Below are 17,644 nucleotides of genomic sequence, written 5' to 3' on the forward strand. Positions count from 1 at the left end.
CGGCGCGCGGGTACCCTGCCCGCATGACTGCGATCTCCACGAGCCGGGGCCGCCGGGCCATCCGCACCACTGTTGCCGTCGGCGCTGTTTCGCTGGGATTCGTCGTGCTCGCCGCGTGCCAGAAGCCGACGCCGAGCGCCCATTTCACCCTGAACACGCACACGGACTCGTTCGAGGCGGATCACGACTGCTACAACGGCGACGGTCTCGACGCCGACCGCGCGGACGACTGCGTGACGCCGGCCGACAGCCCGGAGTTCGGCACCAGGTCGGGCGACACGTTCCGCATCGGCGTGGACCCGGAGGTCGCGGAGGACGGCTGGGTGCTGCTGATCAACGGGCTGCCGCACGCGCAGCAGGAACCGTTCACCACCACGTACCAGACGTTCGACACGGACCAGCTGTTCAACGAGGCGCGGCAGTGGGAGAGCAACTACGGGGTGCCGCTGCCCGAGGACGGCTCGCTCGACCTGACCGTGGGCCAGCTGCGCGACGACTCGGACGGCGACCTCGGTCAGGCCGCCTCCGTCGAGGAGCTGCAGGCCAACGCGCTGGAGACCCTCCAGGGCGCGTGGAGCGTCCGGCTCGCGCCCGAGGACCACGAGGACTGAGAAACCGAGAGAGGGTCCCCGCATGCGTGTCCTTGTCGTGACGGCGGTCGACGCCGAGCGTGACGCGGTGCTGGCCGCCGCCGGTGGGGACGCGGCGGTGCGGCGCCAGGCGTCGCCCGGAGTCGGCGCGCTGGACATCAGGGACGTGTCCCTGCCGACCGGGCCCGTCACCCTCGACGTGCTGGCCTCAGGGGCCGGTCCCGCCGCCGCTGCCGCCGCCACCGCGACGGCCCTCGCTCTCGCGCCGGGCGACTACGGCCTGGTGGTGTCGGCCGGGATCGCGGGCGGCTTCGCGGACGTGGTGCCGGTGGGCGGCAGCGTCGTGGCCTCCCGCGTGGTGGCCGCCGACCTCGGCTCGGAGACGGACGAGGGCTTCGCGGACGCGGCGGCGCTCGGCTACGGCACCGTCGTCCACCACCCCCCGGCCGCCCTGGCGCGGGTCGTCGCGGAGACGGCGGGCGCGGTGCTCGCGCCGGTGCTGACCGTCTCGACCGTCACGGGTACGGCCGACCGCGCCGCCGAGCTGGCCGCCCGGCATCCGGGCGCCGCCGCCGAGGCGATGGAGGGCTTCGGGGTCGCGGCGGCCGCCGTGCTGCACGGGCTGCCGTTCCTGGAGATCCGCGCGGTGTCGAACGCGGTGGGGCCGCGTGACCGCGCCGCCTGGCGCATCGCCGAGGCGCTCGCCGCCCTGACCAGGACTTTCACCGCCGTCGCCCCCGTCCTGCGGGACGGCGTGGACGACCACCCTCTGCACGAGGAGCAGCCGTGACTGTGAACGCCTCGCCCCTGCACATCAGTTACTCGCCCTGCCCCAACGACACGTTCGTCTTCCACGCCTGGGCGCACGGCCTGGTGCCGGGGGCGCCGCCGGTGGACGTCTCGTTTGCCGACATCGACATCACGAACGGGCTGGCCGAGCGCGGCGAGGGCGACATCCTGAAGGTGTCGTACGCGGTGCTGCCGTACGTGCTGGACGAGTACGCGCTGCTCCCGTGCGGCGGCGCGCTGGGCCGGGGCTGCGGCCCGCTGGTGCTGACGCGCGGCGCGGCGGCGCCGGAGGACCTGAGCGGCCGGACGGTCGCGGTGCCGAGCGTGAAGTCGACGGCCTACCTGCTGTTCCGGCTATGGGCGGCGGCGCGGGTGCCGGGCGGGGTGGGCGAGGTGCGGGTGATGCCGTTCCACGAGATCATGCCCGCCGTGCGCGACGGCCGGGTGGACGCCGGGCTGGTGATCCACGAGGCGCGCTTCACGTTCCAGAACTACGGGCTCCACCGGGTAGCGGACATGGGCGAGTTCTGGGAGGACACGACGGGGCACGCCATCCCGCTCGGCGCGATCATCGCGAAGCGGTCGCTGGGCGAGGAGCGGCTGCGGGCCGTGACGGACGCGATCCGCGCCTCGGTGCGGCACGCGTGGGCCGACCCGGCGGCGAGCGCGGACTACGTGCTGGCGCACGCGCAGGAGATGGACCCGGACGTCGCGAAGCAGCACATCGCGCTGTATGTCAACGAGTTCACCGCCGACCTGGGCGACACGGGCCACGCGGCGGTACGGGAACTGCTGGCGCGGGCGGCGGCCGAGGACCTCGTGCCGCCCACGCCGCCGGGCGCGTTCTAGACGTCGAGCTGGTCGGCGACGGCGCGCAGCATGCCGGCGACCTTCCGGCCGCTGGCCTTGTCGGGGTACCGGCCGCGTTCGAGCTGCTGCGAGATGCCTTCGAGGAACGTCGTGAGGTCCTGCACGATGCCCGCCAGTTCGTCGGGCTTGCGGCGCTGCGCGGCGGCGACGGACGGCACCGGGTCGAGCAGGACGACGGACAGCGCCTGGTCGCCGCGCTGACCGGCGACGACGCCGAACTCCACGCGCTGACCGGGCTTCAGGGTGTCGAGACCGCTGGGCAGGGCGGACGAGTGGACGAAGACGTCGCCGCCGTCGTCGCGGGAGAGGAAGCCGAAGCCCTTCTCGCTGTTGAACCACTTCACCTTGCCGGTAGGCACGTGTCCCCGTCCTCGCGCTCGTCACAACAGTTCGGCGGGCCGCCGGACCCGCCTCGCAGCCAAGGCTAACCGGCCCTGGCCCGGTGACAAGATGCCGCCGGGCCGTTTCGGAGGATGACTGCCCCCAACCGCCCGCCGGTATGCCCGCCGCCCCTCTCCCGCGCCCGGGACGGCGGGCCGACCGGTCAGCCGCCGTGCGGGTCGGGCACGTCCCACGAGCACGGGCCGCCGTGCCCGGCGAAGAAGCAGCACACCTCCTGCCGGACGCCCGGGGGGCCGTTCCTGCCCGGGCAGTCGGGCAGCACGGTCAGGCCGAGCGGCTGCCCGGACTGCCAGGCCGCCCAGATCGCGCCGGTGTCGGGGCCGTCGAGGTCCGCCACGTACACGTGGTGGGAACCGCCGTCGTGCGCGGCCAGTTCACAGCGCACCACGCCGGGCGGAAGCTCCTCCGCGTGCTCACCGAGCAACACGGCCAGCCTCCCCGGCACATACACCCACCCGCGACACATCCGTACACGCGTCGTCGTCATATCGCCGCCCACTCGGCCTTCCTCCCTCTCCTCTCGATGAACCGCTCCCGCCGCGCCATCTGCCGCGCGAGCAGCACGTACCAGCAGCCGTCGCCGTCCTGCACGGCCAGGCGGAACGGCACCCCGGCCGCGAGGTACCGCGCGGCCTGCTCCTGCCGCCCGAGGTCCGCCGCCCACCGCCGCAGCACGGTCGGCGCGTCCCGGCCGGGCACGGGGGTGACGGGGGTGGTCGCGCCGGGATACCGGCCGCGCGCGGGATCGGGGTCGAGCCCGTCCGCCACCCGCAGCGCCTGACCGCGCAGCCACCACAGGACGAGCCGCCGCGAAACGGCGCTGTGTGCGCCGAGTTGCACATTCCTGGCGGCATCGCCGCCCCAGACTTCAGCCTCATAGCGCGGTTCGATCATCGCCGCCTCAACAAGGCCAGGTGGGCGACGATCTCCGCATTCAAACGTTCGAATTCAGCACGCAGGGCAGCGCCCCGCCGCTTACATTCCGCGATGTCCCCCAGCTCGGGCGACTCACCCGACTGGCCGTCCCCGACCACCGGTTCATCACATTTCCGCTGGTCCCCCACATTTTCCGGCCCCCGCCGCCCCCCGGCAGCTCGGGGCTGGTCGCTCACCGCACCATTCCCCTGCGTGACATGGCACCTCTCCTCACTCCAGCGGCCAACCACCGACCGCAAGTTGTCCGGTACCCAGAGCAACGCGTATGTGCTTCTCTTGGCGACGTTGCGACACCGACCCTTAACCGGCCACGCCGTAACCCTGGCCGCCGGAAGCGCATAAGTGGAGGTCAACATGGTGGAAGTCCCTGACACCCACGAGGACTTCAAAGAGCCCCCGAGTCCGCAACAGCGCTTCGGAGCGGACGTACGTGCGGTACGCCTGGGCCGCAAATTGACACAAAAGCACCTCGCAACGGCCACGAACTACACGATCCCGTACGTCAGTCAGGTCGAGTCAGGTAAGTTCATGCCGAGCCAGCGCTTCGCAGAAGGCTGCGACAAGGTATTCGGCACCAACGGCCTGTTCGCCAAGATGCGCGAGCGCCTCCAGGAGGAGGACCACCCACAAAGCTTCCTCCCGTACGTCAGCTTGGAACGAAAAGCGGCCAGCATCCGCAGGTACTCGGGACTCTTCATCGAAGGCCTGTTCCAGACCGAGGAATATCAGCATGCCATCTTCCGCGCTGGCCACCCATCAGCGTCAGAGGAGATCATCGCCAGCAAGATCAAAGCGCGCACCGGACGTCGAGAACTTCTCACACGGGAACGGCCGCCCAAGCTATGGAGCATCCTGCACGAGGCCGCGTTGCACTGTCGCGTGGCTGGGCGGGAAGCAATGCACCGCCAGCTTGAGCACCTCCTCCAAATGGCGAAGAGGCCGGGCATCGACGTGCAGGTTGTGCCTTATTCCGCCGGGGCAGAAGGGATGCATTGGCTCGCCTTCACCGTACTCGAATTCGACAACGAACCGACTGTCGCATACATGGACGATCCGCAAGGCGGAAGGGTGTACCGCAGACCGCAAACCGTCCAGGTGTGCATCGAAACCTTTGATAGGTTCCGCGCGAACGCGCTGCCAATCAGCAGATCGCTAGAATTGATCGACATCGCACGCAAAGACTACGAAGCATAAGTCGCGCGCTGTTTTCTCGCCTGTCGATCACGCCACACTGCCGTCGTTCGGCGAAGCACCAGGAGATCAAAATGAACCAGCCTTCCACCCGCACAGTCCACGACTGGACCAGCTCCTCGTACTGCTCCTCAACCGGCGGAACGTGCATCGAGTGGTCGCCCTCGACCGCCGCTCAGGGCACCGTGCCCGTTCGGGACTCCAAGGCCCCCGAGGGTCCCACCCTGGTCGTGACGGGCGGCGCGTGGCGTTCCTTCGTCGGTGCCGTCCGGGACAGCGAACTGGCCGACTGACGACTCACGGCCGGTGGTCCGCGCGTCCCACAGTGGAACCACCAGCCGTCGTCCGACAAAGCGCCAGGAGGCCCCCATGAGCAAGACCCCACTCCACGCAATCCGCGACTGGACAAGGTCCTCGTACAGCACCTCATCCGGCGGGTCGTGCGTCGAGTGGTCCCCCTCAGCGGCCACCCTGGGCACCGTACCCGTCCGTGTTTCCAAGACTCCAGAGGGTCCCACCCTCACCGTGGCGGGCGGCGCGTGGCGATCCTTCGTCGGCGCCGTCCGGGACAGCGAACTGGCCAACTGACGACTCACGGCCGGTGGTCCACACGTCCCACCGTGGAACCACCGGCCGTCGTTCAGCGAAACGCCAGAGGGCTCGTCCTGAGCCGCGCCCGCCCCTCCCGCCTGTGGTTCGCCGACTCAGCCAGCGGTCATCGACCGCCACTCGTCTCCGCCGGACCGCGCTGACGCCGGTTTCCAGTAACGGAAACGACAGCTCCTTGCACCCCTGGGTGACGACCGCGAGGATCGGACACGACACAACCGGTGGGAGGGGCTGACCATGAAGCTGACACGGCTGGTGGGCGAGTGCGAAAGTGGCGAGTGCCCGGCCATCTACGCCACGGACCGTGGCACCCTGGCGATCCAGGGCACTGAGTTGGCCGAGCACGGGCTCGGTTCCGGCCCACGAGACTCTGGTCGAGGTCCCTGCCGACCTCATCCGAAAGGCAGTGCGTGACAACCTCATCCAAGACACTGGGAGATTGGCTCCACGACTTCGAGCGGGAGGCGTTCCGGCTGGAGACGCTGGACGACTACGGCAAGTCGGGCGGGGTGGCGGCGTACCAGGCTTTCCTCGCCGGCGAACCGCAGCCCGAGGATTACCGGACCGACAGCTGGGTGACAACGGTCGGGGACGCCGTACGGGCGGGCAAGCGCATGTACCGCGTCCACATCCTCGCCCGCCCCCTCACCGACTACCTGCGGTACGAACTCTCCTGGGGCTACCGGCGCAACATGACGGCGGGCGAGGAATTCTTCATCCTCGACACGACCGAGCGGGAAAACCCGATCCCCGGCGCCCCGGACTTCTGGCTCTTCGATGAACAGACCATCGGTGCCATGTCCTACGACGGGGACGGCAAGTATCTCGGCACCGATTTCCCCGGCGAGGATCAGCTCTCCACGTTCCTCGGCTACCGCGACACGGCGCTGGCGCACGCCGTGCCGTTCCCGGAATGGTGGGCCGAGCACGGCGAGTGAACCGCTGCGGCGGCGGAGACTGTCCGGATCGCAGTCCTTGACCGCCGTTGTCCCTGCCGACGACTCTCGGGCGAGGCAGCGGCTCGACACCGGGAGGTACGTCATGGACCTGCGATTCATCGGCAAAGATCCGAAGTCCGGTGATCACGGCTCGCCCGCGGTATGGGTGGACGGGGAGAACAGGGACCTCGTCATCCAGGGCTGGACGGCCGACGGGCGGACCCTGGAGGAAAGCGCGAAGGACGTTAGGCTGCCGGGGCACGAGTCGGTGATCAGGGTTCCCCGGCGACTGATCCCGCAGCTACGGGAGGCCATCCGTGTCGCAGAGTCTGACTGACTTCGCCGCGCTCCTCCGATCGGCGCGGACATCGGCCGTCCACCTGGAGATGCGCGACGGCTACGGGGTGGACAACGAGATCGACGGCTTCGCCGCCTGGAAGCGGGGACATCGCCTCGACCCGGACGACCGCTCCTCCTGGTGGCGCCCCTGGCTGGACCTTGTCCGGGAAGTCACGGCGAACGGCGTGCTGATCCGCAGGGCGCGCGTGGTGTCGGAGCCGGTCAGCGACTACATCGCGTTCGAGCACTCCGGGACGTTCACCAACGTCGCCGCGGGTGAGGACATCCGCTGGCTGCCCCGGCGCAGCGCGTCGGACCTCGCCCTGCCCGGAAACGACTGCTGGATCTTCGACAGCCGTGTCGTGCAGTTCAACATCTTCGACGGCAATGGCCGCTGGGTCCACACCGACCAGACCGAGGACCGGGCAGTGGTGGAGTTCTGCGCATCGGCCTTCGAAGCCGTGTGGGAACGCGCCATCCCGCACGAGCGCTACACCGTCTGACATCTGCCGGTCAGTTCATGCCCGACTCCCCGCTCTCCAGCGCCAACGCGGCACGCGCGGCTGTGGCGTCCCGGCTTCAAGGGCTGATGAGAGACGCCGGACTCTCCGGGCATGAGCTGGCCGTCCGCTGCGGCTGGCACAAGTCGAAATCCTCGCGTATCGCCCGGGGCAGGACCCCTCCCTCCGACGCGGACGTCCGGGCCTGGTGTGCCGCTTGCGGAGTCCCGGAACAGGCAGCCGACATCATCGCCGCGTCCCGCAACGCGGAGTCGATGTACGTCGAATGGAGACAGCTCCATCGCGACGGCATGCGCCGCGTCCATGAACTGACGGTTCCGCTGTACGAACGGACTCGCTCTTTCCGCGTCTACGCGTCGAACGTGGTCCCCGGCATGCTCCAGACCCCCGGTTACACCACCGGGCTCCTGCGCTCCATCACGTCCTTCCAGGGAACCCCCGACGATGTCGCCGAAGCGGTAGCGGCCCGCCAGAAACGTTCACGGGTGATCAGAGAAGGCAATCATCGCTTCGCCCTGGTGCTGGAGGAGACAGTCCTCCGTTACCGGGTCAGCGATGAAGCGTCCATGGCCGAACAATTGGAACACCTGCTCGTGGTGATGAATCGGCCGAACGTCTCGCTCGGAGTCATCCCCGCCAGTGCCCGCCGGACCCTCTGGCCCCTTGAGGCGTTCTACGCGTTCGACGACAGGCAGGTGGCGGTCGAGACGCTCACAGCGGAGATCAATCTGACCGCTCCCGGGGAGATCCACACCTACCTGCGGGCATTCTCCGGGCTCTCGCGCATGGCGGTCCACGGCGGACGAGCGCGCGCTCTCATTTCCGGCGCGCTGACAGCGCTCGGGTGAATCGGTGCAACCGCGTGCAACAAGCTGGATTCGCGCCCGGCCCTCTTTCTAGCGTCAGTTGTGCATTCGGACGACGGAAAGGGAATGGCGATGACCGATCTGTATGGGCTGTCCATCGAGGGAGCCGAGTTCGTCAAGGCGTGTGGGGGCAACACCCATCCGGATGGTGAGGCGTGCGTGACGCTCGCCCGGATCGGGGTGGACGCGTGGGCCGTGGGGGACAGCAAGCGTCCCCACGCCGAGCCGCTGCGCTTCACCGGCGCCGAGCTGGACGCGGCGGGGATCGACCCCGCCCGCTTCGGCCTCTCCGCCTGAGCCACCCGGCCCCGTCCGCGCCCGTGGACGCGGACGGGGCCGTTCCCCTCCTCCGGAACGGAGAACGGTGCACCACCACGGCTACACCTGGCTCGGCGACAAGAAGACGTTCGACAAGGAGAGCATCCGCCGCCCCCCGCCCGCACAGCCCCCGGCGGCCAGTGGCGACACGGACGTGCGGGACCGTTACCGGGAGGCCGTCGCCGTCTTCCCGGCCTCCGACGTACCGCCGCTCCAGACGGCCCACTGGCTCATGAAACCGCCCGCGCTCATCCGGGGGACCTGGGACGAGCCGAAGGACGCCGGGGCCTGGCTGGAGGCCCGGCTCGTGGAGCAGGCGCCCCGGTTCGCCTCCCCCGGGGACGCGGACGCGGCCCGGCTCGTCACCCTCGTGAAGGCCGCCATCGACCAACTGGCCTGGGGCGGCGACGTATCACTCGGCCACTACCTCAAGGGAGCGCTCTTCCACTCCGCCGCCCTCGTCACCTGCACCCCCAACCGGGCAGCCCCCGCGCTCCGTTGCCCCACCCGGTGACCGACCACGCCCCCGCCGGGCCAAGGGCGATGAGCACCGGGCAGACCTTGGTCAGCAGCAGGCCGAGGAGCGCGATCAGGGCGTCCAGCCCCGAGGCGTCCCGGTCGGCGAGATGGACGACGGCACACAGGGACGGTCGGAGATGTGCAGCTCGGTAGCGGAGCAGCCCTGTGCCGAGGCATGCAGGGCCGGGCTTCTCCCCGTGGTGCCGGAACGGCCGGTGCCCGAGTTCTCGCCGCCCGGCGACGTGCGACCCTGGTGCGTATGAGTACGCACGAATCCTCCCGGCGTCCCGGGGACGGGCTGGTGCGGGTGGGCGGTGTCGTCTTTCTCGTCGGTGCCGTCGCCACCCTGGTCACCCTCGTCCCGCTGTTCGTCGGCGCCGACCCGCTGCCGTCGATCGCCTACGCCGTGTCGATGCTGATGGGCGTCGGCTTCCTGATCGCCGCCGCCGGTCTGTTCCTGTCGATCTCCCGCCAGCGGGCGGTGGCGAAGGCGGCGCAGCGCCAGAGCCAGGGAACGGCCTAGCGGTCCTGCCTCCGCTGAGCGATGTGCACAGCGGTCAGGACGGCCGCGCAGAGGGTGAGCAGGGCGCCTGAAGGATTCAGCCACCCCGGGATGATGACCTGGACCACGTCCCCGTCGTCGGTCACGCAGCCGAAGCGCAGCGGCAGATACGTCGGCTCGTAGGCGCTGAGGTTGTGCCCGACCGCCTCGTGACACGCCATGGATTCGGCGTAGTCGTCCTCCATGATCAGGAGGATGAGTCCCCAGGTGTAGACGGCAACCGTCGCGCCCCACGCCAGCAGAGCGGCGGCCGGGAGAGGCGACTCGCGTCTTCTGAGAGCCCGGAACAGCCTTCTGATCCCGGCGACGGTCAGCCACGCCAGGACACCGAGGCCGGTCAGGAACAGCAATAAGACGTAGGCACCTTCGTGCCTGATGAAGGGTTCATCTGCTGACACAGGCGCTTCTCCTGTACGTGTACGGGGAGTTGGGTCACACATTTCCCTCACGTAGTAGAACCCGTGCGCTCGGCTCGTGGAAGGTGGGGTCCGCAACGGCCACCGCCCGCCGACGCTGGCACGCGCGGTCATGCGCGTGATAGGGCTTTGTTGTGCGTGCGCGAGGCATCAACTACGACACGGGGACCTTCCCCGGCCCGCTGTTCACCCGTGAGGCCTTCGACTCCGGGCAGGTCAGGGACGAGATGGCGGTGATCGCCGGTGACCTGTGCTGCGACGCGGTGCGTGTCTCCGGCCGTGACGCCGAACGGCTGGAGACCGCCGCCCGGCACGCGGCCGACGCCGGGCTCGAAGTGTGGTTCTCCCCGTTCCCCGTCGATCTCCCCCCGGAGCGCATGCTGCCGTTCCTCGCCGACTGTGCCCAGCGCGCGGAGGCGCTGCGCGCGGGCGGCGCCGAGGTGGTGTTCGTCACCGGCTGCGAGCTCAGCGCCTTCGCCCACGGTTTCCTGCCCGGCGACACCCACCGCGACCGCCTCCACGCCATGGCCACCGCCGACCTGGCGTGGTGGACCTCCCTCGGGCCGGTCCCCGAACGCCTCAACGCCTTCCTCGCCGAGGCCGCGACGACCGTACGCGCCGGCTTCGGCGGGAAGGTCACCTACGCCTCCGGCCCCTGGGAGCCCGTGGACTGGAGCCCGTTCGACATCGTGGGCGTCGACGCCTACCGGTCGGCGCAGAACGCGGACGACTTCCGGGGCCACCTGCGCGAGGCCCTGGCCCACGGCAAGCCGGTCGCCGTCACCGAGTACGGCACGTGCGCCTACCGGGGCGCGGGCGACCTCGGCGGCATGGCCTGGCAGCCGCCGCCGGGGGCCGTCCCGGACGAGGACGAGCAGGTGCGCTACCTCGGCGAACTCCTCGACATCTTCGAGGACGAAGGAGTCGACACCGCCCTGTGGTTCTCCTTCGCCAACTACGACAAGCCCGGTGACCGCGACCTCGCCTCCTACGGCGTCGTGCGCATGCTCGACGGGACCCGCTGGGAGCCGAAGAAGGTCTTCCACGCCATGGGCGCCAGGCACCGGCGGGGTTGAGGCGTCAGGCCGCCCCGGGCGGACGGTGGGTGGTGACGAGGTGGCGGTATGTGGTGATTTCGGTGGCCGTGCGCTCCGGTGTCCAGCCGAGTTCGCGTGCCAGCTCGGCCGCCACCGCGTCCACGGTGTCCAGGCCGCCCGTCGCGTCCCAGAAGAACACCGACGTGCGCCGCACCAGGAGGTCTTCGAGAGTGCGGGCCATCTCGTGCCGTACGAGGTGGCGCAGTTCGGCGCGGGTGAGGTTCCGGGCGCCGATCACCTCCCGTGCCGCCTCGTCCTCCCGCCACAGCGTGAGGACCGCGCGGGCGTCGGAGCCGTAGCGCCGCAGCCACTGCTCGGCCAACGGGCCGGGCACGCCCGCCCGTTCGGCCTCCGCGCGCACCGTGCGGGCCGCGCCCCGGTCGCCGCCCGCCACGGGCACCTTGCCCGCCGCGAAACGCCCGGGGCGTGTGCCCGACGCCTTCTGCGCCGCGTCCACGAACTGCCTGGCCATGAGCACGTTGCTGGTGAGCTTGCCGCCGCTGATGGTGAGCATGCCGGTGGGCCCGGCGGTGATCTCGTGCTCCCGCGACGTGTTGCTCTCGCTGACCCCGGCGGGCGGGGCGACCAGCGGGCGCAGCCCGGCCCAGGAGCCGACGACGTGGTCCGTGGTCAACCTGGCCTCGGGGATGGTGTGGTTGGCGACGTTGAGCAGGTAGCGGATGTCCTGCTCGTCGGGCCGCACGTCGTCCGGGTCGCCGTCGTAGTCGGTGTCCGTCGTGCCGATGTACACGACGTCGTCCTCCAGCGAAGGCGTCGGCCACACCACGCGGTTGTCGTCGGGCGAGCGCAGGAAGACGGCCGTGTTCAGCGGGAAGTCGGACTTGCGCAGGACGATGTGGACGCCCTTGGTGGGGCGCAACCGGTGCGTGGGCGTGGTGTGTTCGAGGGCGCGGGTGCGGTCGGTCCACGGGCCGGTCGCGTTGAGGACCTGCCGCGCGTGGATGTCGTACGACTCGCCGGTGAGCGTGTCGGTGACGGTGACGCCGCGCGCCGTGCCGTTCTCCAGGACGAGCGCCGTGACGGCCGCGTGGTTGACGAGCAGTGCGCCCGCGTCGGCCGCGCCCTTGGCGGTGGCCAGGGTGAGGCGCGCGTCGTCGGTCAGCGCGTCGTAGTAGAGCCCGGCGCCCTTGAGCCCGGCGCGGGCCAGGTGCGGTTCGCGGCGCAGGACCTGCTCGGCGTTCAGCATCCGGTGGCGGCGGCTGCGCCACTGGCCGGACACGGCGTCGTAGAAGGTCAGGCCGAGGTTGAGCAGCGCCTTGCCCTCCGGGTAGCCGTCGTAGAGGAGGTAGAGGAACGGGCGCAGCTCGGTCAGGTGCGGGGCGATGCGCAGGGTGCGTTCCCGCTCCCGCACCGACTCGGCCACCAGCCGGAACTGGTACGTCTGGAGGTAGCGCAGCCCGCCGTGCACCAGCTTCGACGAGCGGCTGGACGTCCCGGCGGCGAAGTCGTCCTTCTCCACCAGCGCGACGGACAGGCCGCGCAGGGCCGCCTCGCGCGCCGTGGCGACGCCGGTGACGCCGCCGCCGACGACCACGAGGTCGAAGAGCGTGCCGGTCAGTTCCTCCCGGGTCGCGCGCCTCACTTGTCGGCCCACCCTCGCGCGCGGTCCACGGCCCGCCGCCAGTCGGCGTACAGGGCCTCCCGTTCCGCGTCGTCCGCCTGCGGGACGAAGGAGCGGTCCACGCCCTGCGTCGCGAGCGCGGCCTCGACGGAGGGCCACACGCCGGTCGCCAGGCCCGCCAGCAGGGCGGCGCCCAGGCTGGTCGCCTCGGTGTTGCTCGGCCGCATCACCTCGACGCCGAGCTGGTCGGCCTGGATCTGCATCAGCAGGTCGTTGCGCGAGGCGCCGCCGTCCACCGCGATGCGGTCGATGGAGTTGCCGGAGACCTCGGCCATCGCCGTGATGAAGTCCTTCACGGAGAAGACGATGCCCTCCAGCGTCGCGCGCGCGAGGTGGCCGCGCCGCGTGCCGGGGCTGATGCCGATGATCAGGCCGCGCGCGTACGCGTCCCAGTACGGGGCGGACAGGCCGGTGAGCGAGGGCACGAAGTAGACGCCCCCGTTGTCCGGCACCGAGCGGGCCAGCGCCTCCGACTCGGCGGCCTCGGCGATGATGCCCGCGCCGTCGCGCAGCCACTGCACGGCGGCGCCGGTCGAACCGGCGTAGCCCTCCAGGGAGTAGACGGTCTCGCCGTTCATGCGCCAGGCGATCTGCGAGGTGAGGCCGCTGCTGGTGTCGATGACGGGGGTGGTGCCGATGTTCATGTCGAGGAACGTGCCGGTGCCGTGCGTGCACTTCACCATGCCGGGGCGTACGCAGCCCTGGGCGAAGAGCGCGGCGTGCTGGTCGGCGATGGCGGAGGCGATCGGGACGCGGGCGCCGAAGACGGCCGGGTCCGTGTGGCCGAAGATCCCGGAGTCGTCCTTCACCTCGGGGAAGAGGGACAGGGGCAGGCCGAGGAAGTCGAGCCACTCGCCGTACCAGTCGCCGGCGAGGAGGTCGTACGCGCCGGTGACGGACGCGTTCGAGGCGCTGATGACGTGGGCCGCGCCGCCGGTGAGGCGGTGGATCAGCCAGGAGTCGATGGTGCCGAACGCGAGGTGTCCTTCGTCGGCCAGCTCGCGGGCGCCCGGCACGTTGGCCAGGAGCCATTCGAGGCTGAGGGAGGAGTAGACGGGCGCGAGGGACCAGCCGGTGCGGGAGTAGACCCGTTCGCCCCACTCGCCGGCCAGTGCGGCGGCGCGGTCGGCGGTGCGGGTGTCCTGCCAGACGATGGCGCGGGTGAGGGGGTCGCCGGTGCGGCGGTCCCACAGGACGGTGGTGGCGCGCTGGTTGGTGATGCCGACGGCGGTCACCTGCGCGGGCTCGGTACCGGCGCGGTCGAGGGCCGTGACGATCATGCGGCGCGTGGCGTCCCAGATCTCCTCGGCGTCGTGCTCCACCTCGCCCGGCCGGGGGTGGTACTGCGGGAACTCGGTGTACGACTGGCCCAGGACGGTGGAGGTCTCGTCCAGCACCAGGGCACGCGTGCCGGTGGTGCCTGCGTCGATGACCACGATGCGGGCGGCGGATTCGGTCATGGTGGTTCGCCTTCGAACGGGTGGAACGGGTTCTGTGGGTCGAGGGGGGCGGGTCAGAGCAGTTCGGCGACGAGGAGGACCACCGTCGTCATGGGCCAGATGGCGCTCGCGGGCGGGTCGATGTGGGTGTCGCCGCGTATCAGCCACAGGCGGGAGAAGCCCTCGCCGACCAGCGCCGTGAGCAGGCCGGCCAGGGCGCCCAGCAGGACCGTCACCGCGTCGCCGCCGACCTGGCCCGTGAACGCCCCGGCCGCCACGCCGCTGACGAGCGTGATGTGGTGCGTCGCCGGGACGTTCAGCCCGGAGGCGAGGAACAGCAGCGAGACCGCCGAGACGCCGAAGCCCAGGTACGTGACGCCGGGCGCGTCCGGGTAGGCGTTCAGCAGGACCACGGACGACCAGGCCGACATGCCGCCGATGAACAGGCCGAGCGTCGCCGCCATGAGCGGCTGCTGCTGGTAGGCCAGCCAGACGTGCTTGTCGGTGGGCAGGAAGCGGCGGGCGCCCGTCAGCCCCTCCGAGTGCGGCCCGATGATGCCGCTGCGGCCGAACACCAGCCGCGCCACCAGCGCGGACGCCACGACGGTGAGGGCCACCGTGTCGGTGTGGTCGCCGAAGCCGGGTATCTCCAGCGCCGCCTTCTGCCCGAGCAGGCCGAGGACGCCGAAGACCGCGCCGACCAGCAGCACGTCGGGCCGCGACAGGCTCACCAGCGGCGTCACGATGTCGCGCCCGTCGGCGATCCTGCCGCGCCGCTTCGCGTACGCCAGCGCGGCGACGCCGCCGGCGAAGGCTATGTGCGGCCCGAAGAACGGCCCGAAGGCCACGTTGTCGAGGAACGCGGTGCCGCCGCCGCCGATCAGCACGGCGACTCCCACGAGCACCGCGAAACCGGTGAAGACGAAGGCGACGAGCGCTCCGAGCGTCGCGCCGAGGAAGCCGCCCGCGGCGGCGCCGAGCAGGTCGAGCACGTCGATGTGCATGATCCGTAGCCCTTCAGGGATGGGCGGGCGCTTCGGTCAGAGGCCGAGCTTCCCGGGGTTGAGGATGTCCGCCGGGTCGAGCGCGGCCTTGAGCTTGCGCAGCACGAGGTGGCCCGAGCCGAGGGAACGGCGGGTGTAGGGCGAGCGGGCGAGGCCGCCGCCGTGGTGGTGGGACAGTTCGGCGCCGTGCCGCAGGCAGACGTCCATCGCCGTGGCCCAGATGGTCTCCAGGCGGGCGATGGCCTCGGCGTCCGTCGGGGCCTGGCCGAAGAGGATCAGGTACATGGAGGTGCCCTGCGTGTACACGTGCGAGAAGTGCGCGAGCACCTCGTCCGCGTACGGGGCCAGGGCCTCCTTCAGCGCGGTGTGCAGCGCCTCGATGCCGCTCCACAGGTGGGCGACCTCGATGGTCTCCGCGTAACCGCCCTCGGTCGCGAGCCGCCGCTCGACGGCCGAGAAGTCGAAGCGGCGCCCGAGCCAGCCCTCCGCGCCCGCCGGGCCCAGGTCGGTGCCGCCGTGCCGCAGCGCCAGCTCGTGCAGCGTCTCGGCCTCGGCGCGCGCCATGCGGTCCACGCCGCGGCTGCCCGTGAACAGCACCGGGGAGCCGAACGACGGGTCGGCCATCGCGTGCCGCGCCTCGTCGGTGTCGTAGAAGCGCACGAGGAACGGGCGCAGGCCGAGCGCCGCCTGCTCCCGCATGAACGCCAGACCGGCCGCGACGGACGGCATGGCGTACGTGCGCACCAGCTGCGTCTGCGCGACGGGGAACACCTTCAGCGTCACGGAGGTGATCACGCCGAGCGTGCCCTCGGAGCCGAGGAAGACCTGCCGCAGGTCGGGGCCCATGGCGGCGCGGGGCGAGGCGCCGAGATCGACGGTCTCGCCGGTCGCGAGGATCGCCGTGAAGCCGGTCACCAGGTCCTCGATGCCGCCGTAGAACGACGAGAACTGGCCGGTCGCGAGGGTGGCGAGCCAGCCGCCGACCGTCGAGCGGTACAGGGACTGCGGCGAGTGGCCCAGGGTGAGGCCGCGCGCGGCGAGGGCGTCCTCCAGCTCGCCGCCGTTGACGGACGCGGAGGCGGTGACGGTCAGGTCCCGTTCGTCCACCTCCCAGGTCGCGGGCAGGCCGGTGACGTCCAGCACGATCCCGCCGCGCACCGGCAGCGGCTGCCCGGTGACGGACGACGCGAGGGCGCGGACGGTGACGGGGACGCCCGCCTCGGTGGCGAGCGCCAGGACCCCGGCGATCTCCTCGGCGGACGTGACGCGCACCAGGACGTCGGCCTGGTGCGGGTGGCGTCCGGCGCGGGCCCACTTGGTCGCCAGCGGCCAGGTGTCGTGGCTGGTCGCCGCCAGGTCCCCGGCGCCGGTGCGCACGGCACCTGCCCCGAGGAGCGACGTGAGGCGGTCAACGACGGAAGCTTCGGCGGACACGCGATTCCTCGTTTTCGTACGGCGGATTGCTCTGGTTCTGGCCTTGCTCTCGAATACTCCATTCGTGGAGTACTCCACTGCCGGACTATTACACCGCGCCCGACCCGTGTCAACGCCCCCGCCGTCCGCGCGGCAGACTGGGGGCCATGGAGAACGAGCGGGGCAGCGGCGGCCCGGCCCTCGGCACGGCGCTCCAGCCCGCCGTGCGCCGCATCGTCACCGACGCCCTCGCGCGCGGCGCCGGGGCCACGCTGCCGACCAACGCGGAGTACCTCGCCGCCCACGGCTTCGGCGCGGGCACCATCCAGCGCGCCCTGAACCTGCTGCGGGAACGCGGCGCGCTGACCATCACCTCGCACGGGCACCGGGGGCGTTCCGTCGGCGCCATCGACGTCGGGCAGGCGTGGCAGGCGGCGGGGCTGGCGCCCGTAAGGCTGCTGCTGCCGCCGAGCGGCCCGGCGGAGATCGACGTGCTGGAGCAGGCGATGGCCGAGGGGCTGACGGACCTCGGCATCCCGCACACCGTGCACCACCGGGGCGGCGGCGCGGGGCGGCTGCGGTCGGTGACGGGCGGGGAGCACGACGTGGCGCTGGTGTCGGGGGGCGTGGGGCTGCCCGTACGCGTGGTCGGGCCCGCGCGGGTGCTCGGGCCGGGGACGTACTACGCGCCGGGGCGGCTCGTCGTCGTCCGGCGGGCGGCGGCGCTGGACCGTACGCCGGTGCGCATCGCGATCGACAGCGGGTCGCCGGACCATGTGGCGCTGACGCGGGCGGAGTTCCCGGAGGACAGCGGGGTGACGTACCGGGAGACGCCGTTCCCCGCCGTCCCGGCGGCGGTGCTGCGGGACGAGGTGGACGCCGGGATCTGGCACATCCAGCGGTCCGTCATCCCACTGGACCTGGCCGGACTCGCCACCCAACAGCCGCGCAGCGCCGCGAGCCTGACGGCGTGGCAGCACCTGTCATCAGCCGTCCTGGTCGGCTGGTCGGGCCGCCCCGAACTGACCGCCGTCCTGGGCGCGTTGCCCCTGGACGACGTGGCACCCGCCCAACTCGCGGCGGTGGCGGCCGAGGAGGCGGAGGGCGAACGCGACTCGTAACCGGTACCGGCGGGCCGTACGGCGGAGGGCGAGACGGACTCGCCGCCGGATCACGAGGAGCT

General features: G+C 71.3%; 23 protein-coding genes and 1 pseudogene. 16 read left to right on the top strand and 8 right to left on the bottom strand.

From position 1 onward, the window contains the following. The first annotated feature begins 23 nt into the window (after positions 1-23). Genes ACIBPC_RS19205 through ACIBPC_RS19215 form a run of 3 tightly spaced genes read left to right on the top strand, consistent with a single transcriptional unit; the run spans position 24 to position 2,228 of the window. Complete coding sequence (locus tag ACIBPC_RS19205) at positions 24-611, top strand: hypothetical protein (protein WP_362963758.1); 588 nt, start codon at positions 24-26, stop codon at positions 609-611. 22 nt (positions 612-633) lie between these two features. After that, complete coding sequence (locus ACIBPC_RS19210; protein WP_398846151.1) at positions 634-1,380, top strand: futalosine hydrolase; 747 nt, start codon at positions 634-636, stop codon at positions 1,378-1,380. Continuing rightward, positions 1,377-2,228, top strand: a complete 852-nt coding sequence (locus ACIBPC_RS19215) for a 1,4-dihydroxy-6-naphthoate synthase (RefSeq protein ID WP_398846154.1) — start codon at positions 1,377-1,379, stop codon at positions 2,226-2,228. The genes ACIBPC_RS19210 and ACIBPC_RS19215 overlap by 4 nt, the downstream gene beginning before the upstream one ends. On the opposite strand, the gene ACIBPC_RS19220 is transcribed toward ACIBPC_RS19215, so the two are convergent. From ACIBPC_RS19220 to ACIBPC_RS19230, 3 genes are all read right to left on the bottom strand, one after another. Continuing rightward, a complete protein-coding gene (locus ACIBPC_RS19220; RefSeq protein ID WP_398846157.1) occupies positions 2,225-2,608 on the bottom strand; it encodes a cold-shock protein in 384 nt (127 codons plus the stop codon). The two genes, ACIBPC_RS19215 and ACIBPC_RS19220, sit on opposite strands and share 4 nt — an antisense overlap. Positions 2,609-2,793: 185 nt before the next feature. Then, positions 2,794-3,078, bottom strand: coding sequence for a hypothetical protein (locus tag ACIBPC_RS19225; protein ID WP_362963750.1), 285 nt, complete (start codon positions 3,076-3,078; stop codon positions 2,794-2,796). 56 nt (positions 3,079-3,134) lie between these two features. Further along, the gene (locus tag ACIBPC_RS19230; RefSeq protein ID WP_362963748.1) at positions 3,135-3,545 is read right to left on the bottom strand and encodes a hypothetical protein; all 411 of its coding nucleotides are present in this window, start codon (positions 3,543-3,545) and stop codon (positions 3,135-3,137) included. Between the two features lie 384 nt (positions 3,546-3,929). Between ACIBPC_RS19230 and ACIBPC_RS19235 the strand changes: the two genes are divergently transcribed. The 11 genes and pseudogenes from ACIBPC_RS19235 to ACIBPC_RS19285 all read left to right on the top strand — a co-directional run bounded on the left by ACIBPC_RS19235 (position 3,930) and on the right by ACIBPC_RS19285 (position 9,411). Further along, on the top strand, positions 3,930-4,781 hold the full coding sequence (locus ACIBPC_RS19235; protein ID WP_398846160.1) for a helix-turn-helix transcriptional regulator: 852 nt from the start codon (positions 3,930-3,932) through the stop codon (positions 4,779-4,781). A 71-nt stretch (positions 4,782-4,852) separates the two neighbouring features. Then, positions 4,853-5,071 (top strand): DUF397 domain-containing protein, encoded by a 219-nt coding sequence (locus tag ACIBPC_RS19240; RefSeq protein ID WP_398846163.1) that lies wholly within the window; start codon positions 4,853-4,855, stop codon positions 5,069-5,071. 76 nt (positions 5,072-5,147) lie between these two features. Next, positions 5,148-5,366 carry a DUF397 domain-containing protein gene (locus ACIBPC_RS19245; RefSeq protein ID WP_398846166.1) on the top strand — a complete coding sequence of 73 codons (219 nt, stop codon included), beginning with the start codon at positions 5,148-5,150 and terminating at the stop codon, positions 5,364-5,366. A 258-nt stretch (positions 5,367-5,624) separates the two neighbouring features. Next, a pseudogene (locus ACIBPC_RS19250) lies at positions 5,625-5,811 on the top strand (hypothetical protein); the annotation flags it as partial. Next, a complete protein-coding gene (locus tag ACIBPC_RS19255) occupies positions 5,798-6,325 on the top strand; it encodes a DUF6879 family protein (RefSeq protein ID WP_398846169.1) in 528 nt (175 codons plus the stop codon). The pseudogene ACIBPC_RS19250 and the gene ACIBPC_RS19255, both read left to right, overlap by 14 nt. 103 nt (positions 6,326-6,428) lie before the next feature. After that, positions 6,429-6,662, top strand: a complete 234-nt coding sequence (locus ACIBPC_RS19260; protein WP_398846171.1) for a hypothetical protein — start codon at positions 6,429-6,431, stop codon at positions 6,660-6,662. Next, positions 6,643-7,167, top strand: coding sequence for a DUF6879 family protein (locus ACIBPC_RS19265; protein ID WP_398846174.1), 525 nt, complete (start codon positions 6,643-6,645; stop codon positions 7,165-7,167). Before ACIBPC_RS19260 ends, ACIBPC_RS19265 begins: the two co-directional genes overlap by 20 nt. Positions 7,168-7,184: 17 nt before the next feature. Beyond that, positions 7,185-8,033 carry a helix-turn-helix domain-containing protein gene (locus ACIBPC_RS19270; protein WP_398846175.1) on the top strand — a complete coding sequence of 283 codons (849 nt, stop codon included), beginning with the start codon at positions 7,185-7,187 and terminating at the stop codon, positions 8,031-8,033. A gap of 90 nt (positions 8,034-8,123) precedes the next feature. Continuing rightward, positions 8,124-8,348, top strand: coding sequence for a DUF397 domain-containing protein (locus tag ACIBPC_RS19275; protein ID WP_362963728.1), 225 nt, complete (start codon positions 8,124-8,126; stop codon positions 8,346-8,348). A 67-nt stretch (positions 8,349-8,415) separates the two neighbouring features. Next, the gene (locus ACIBPC_RS19280) at positions 8,416-8,883 is read left to right on the top strand and encodes a hypothetical protein (protein ID WP_398846178.1); all 468 of its coding nucleotides are present in this window, start codon (positions 8,416-8,418) and stop codon (positions 8,881-8,883) included. Between the two features lie 264 nt (positions 8,884-9,147). Beyond that, positions 9,148-9,411 carry a hypothetical protein gene (locus ACIBPC_RS19285; protein ID WP_398846180.1) on the top strand — a complete coding sequence of 88 codons (264 nt, stop codon included), beginning with the start codon at positions 9,148-9,150 and terminating at the stop codon, positions 9,409-9,411. Here ACIBPC_RS19285 and ACIBPC_RS19290 read toward each other — a convergent pair. Beyond that, on the bottom strand, positions 9,408-9,848 hold the full coding sequence (locus tag ACIBPC_RS19290; protein WP_398846182.1) for a hypothetical protein: 441 nt from the start codon (positions 9,846-9,848) through the stop codon (positions 9,408-9,410). The genes ACIBPC_RS19285 and ACIBPC_RS19290 overlap by 4 nt on opposite strands. A gap of 152 nt (positions 9,849-10,000) precedes the next feature. On the opposite strand from ACIBPC_RS19290, the gene ACIBPC_RS19295 reads away from it, so the two are divergent. After that, positions 10,001-10,942, top strand: a complete 942-nt coding sequence (locus ACIBPC_RS19295) for a hypothetical protein (protein ID WP_398846184.1) — start codon at positions 10,001-10,003, stop codon at positions 10,940-10,942. Positions 10,943-10,946: 4 nt separating this feature from the next. Here the strand turns inward: ACIBPC_RS19295 and ACIBPC_RS19300 are convergent, their stop codons facing one another. From ACIBPC_RS19300 to ACIBPC_RS19315, 4 genes are read right to left on the bottom strand one after another with little or no spacing between them, the layout of a single operon-like run. Next, positions 10,947-12,566: a glycerol-3-phosphate dehydrogenase/oxidase gene (locus tag ACIBPC_RS19300; RefSeq protein WP_398846185.1), complete on the bottom strand. Its 1,620-nt coding sequence runs from the start codon at positions 12,564-12,566 to the stop codon at positions 10,947-10,949. Next, positions 12,563-14,065: an FGGY family carbohydrate kinase gene (locus ACIBPC_RS19305; RefSeq protein WP_398846187.1), complete on the bottom strand. Its 1,503-nt coding sequence runs from the start codon at positions 14,063-14,065 to the stop codon at positions 12,563-12,565. The genes ACIBPC_RS19300 and ACIBPC_RS19305 overlap by 4 nt, the downstream gene beginning before the upstream one ends. Before the next feature lie 53 nt (positions 14,066-14,118). Continuing rightward, positions 14,119-15,048, bottom strand: coding sequence for a hypothetical protein (locus ACIBPC_RS19310; RefSeq protein WP_398846190.1), 930 nt, complete (start codon positions 15,046-15,048; stop codon positions 14,119-14,121). Positions 15,049-15,084: 36 nt separating this feature from the next. Then, positions 15,085-16,482, bottom strand: coding sequence for an FAD-binding oxidoreductase (locus ACIBPC_RS19315; protein ID WP_398846193.1), 1,398 nt, complete (start codon positions 16,480-16,482; stop codon positions 15,085-15,087). Positions 16,483-16,628: 146 nt separating this feature from the next. Between ACIBPC_RS19315 and ACIBPC_RS19320 the strand changes: the two genes are divergently transcribed. Then, on the top strand, positions 16,629-17,582 hold the full coding sequence (locus tag ACIBPC_RS19320; protein WP_398846196.1) for a YhfZ family protein: 954 nt from the start codon (positions 16,629-16,631) through the stop codon (positions 17,580-17,582). Positions 17,583-17,644: the final 62 nt, after the last annotated feature.

It is taken from the genome of Streptomyces sp. NPDC049879, assembly GCF_044461265.1.
Lineage (GTDB): Bacteria > Actinomycetota > Actinomycetes > Streptomycetales > Streptomycetaceae > Streptomyces.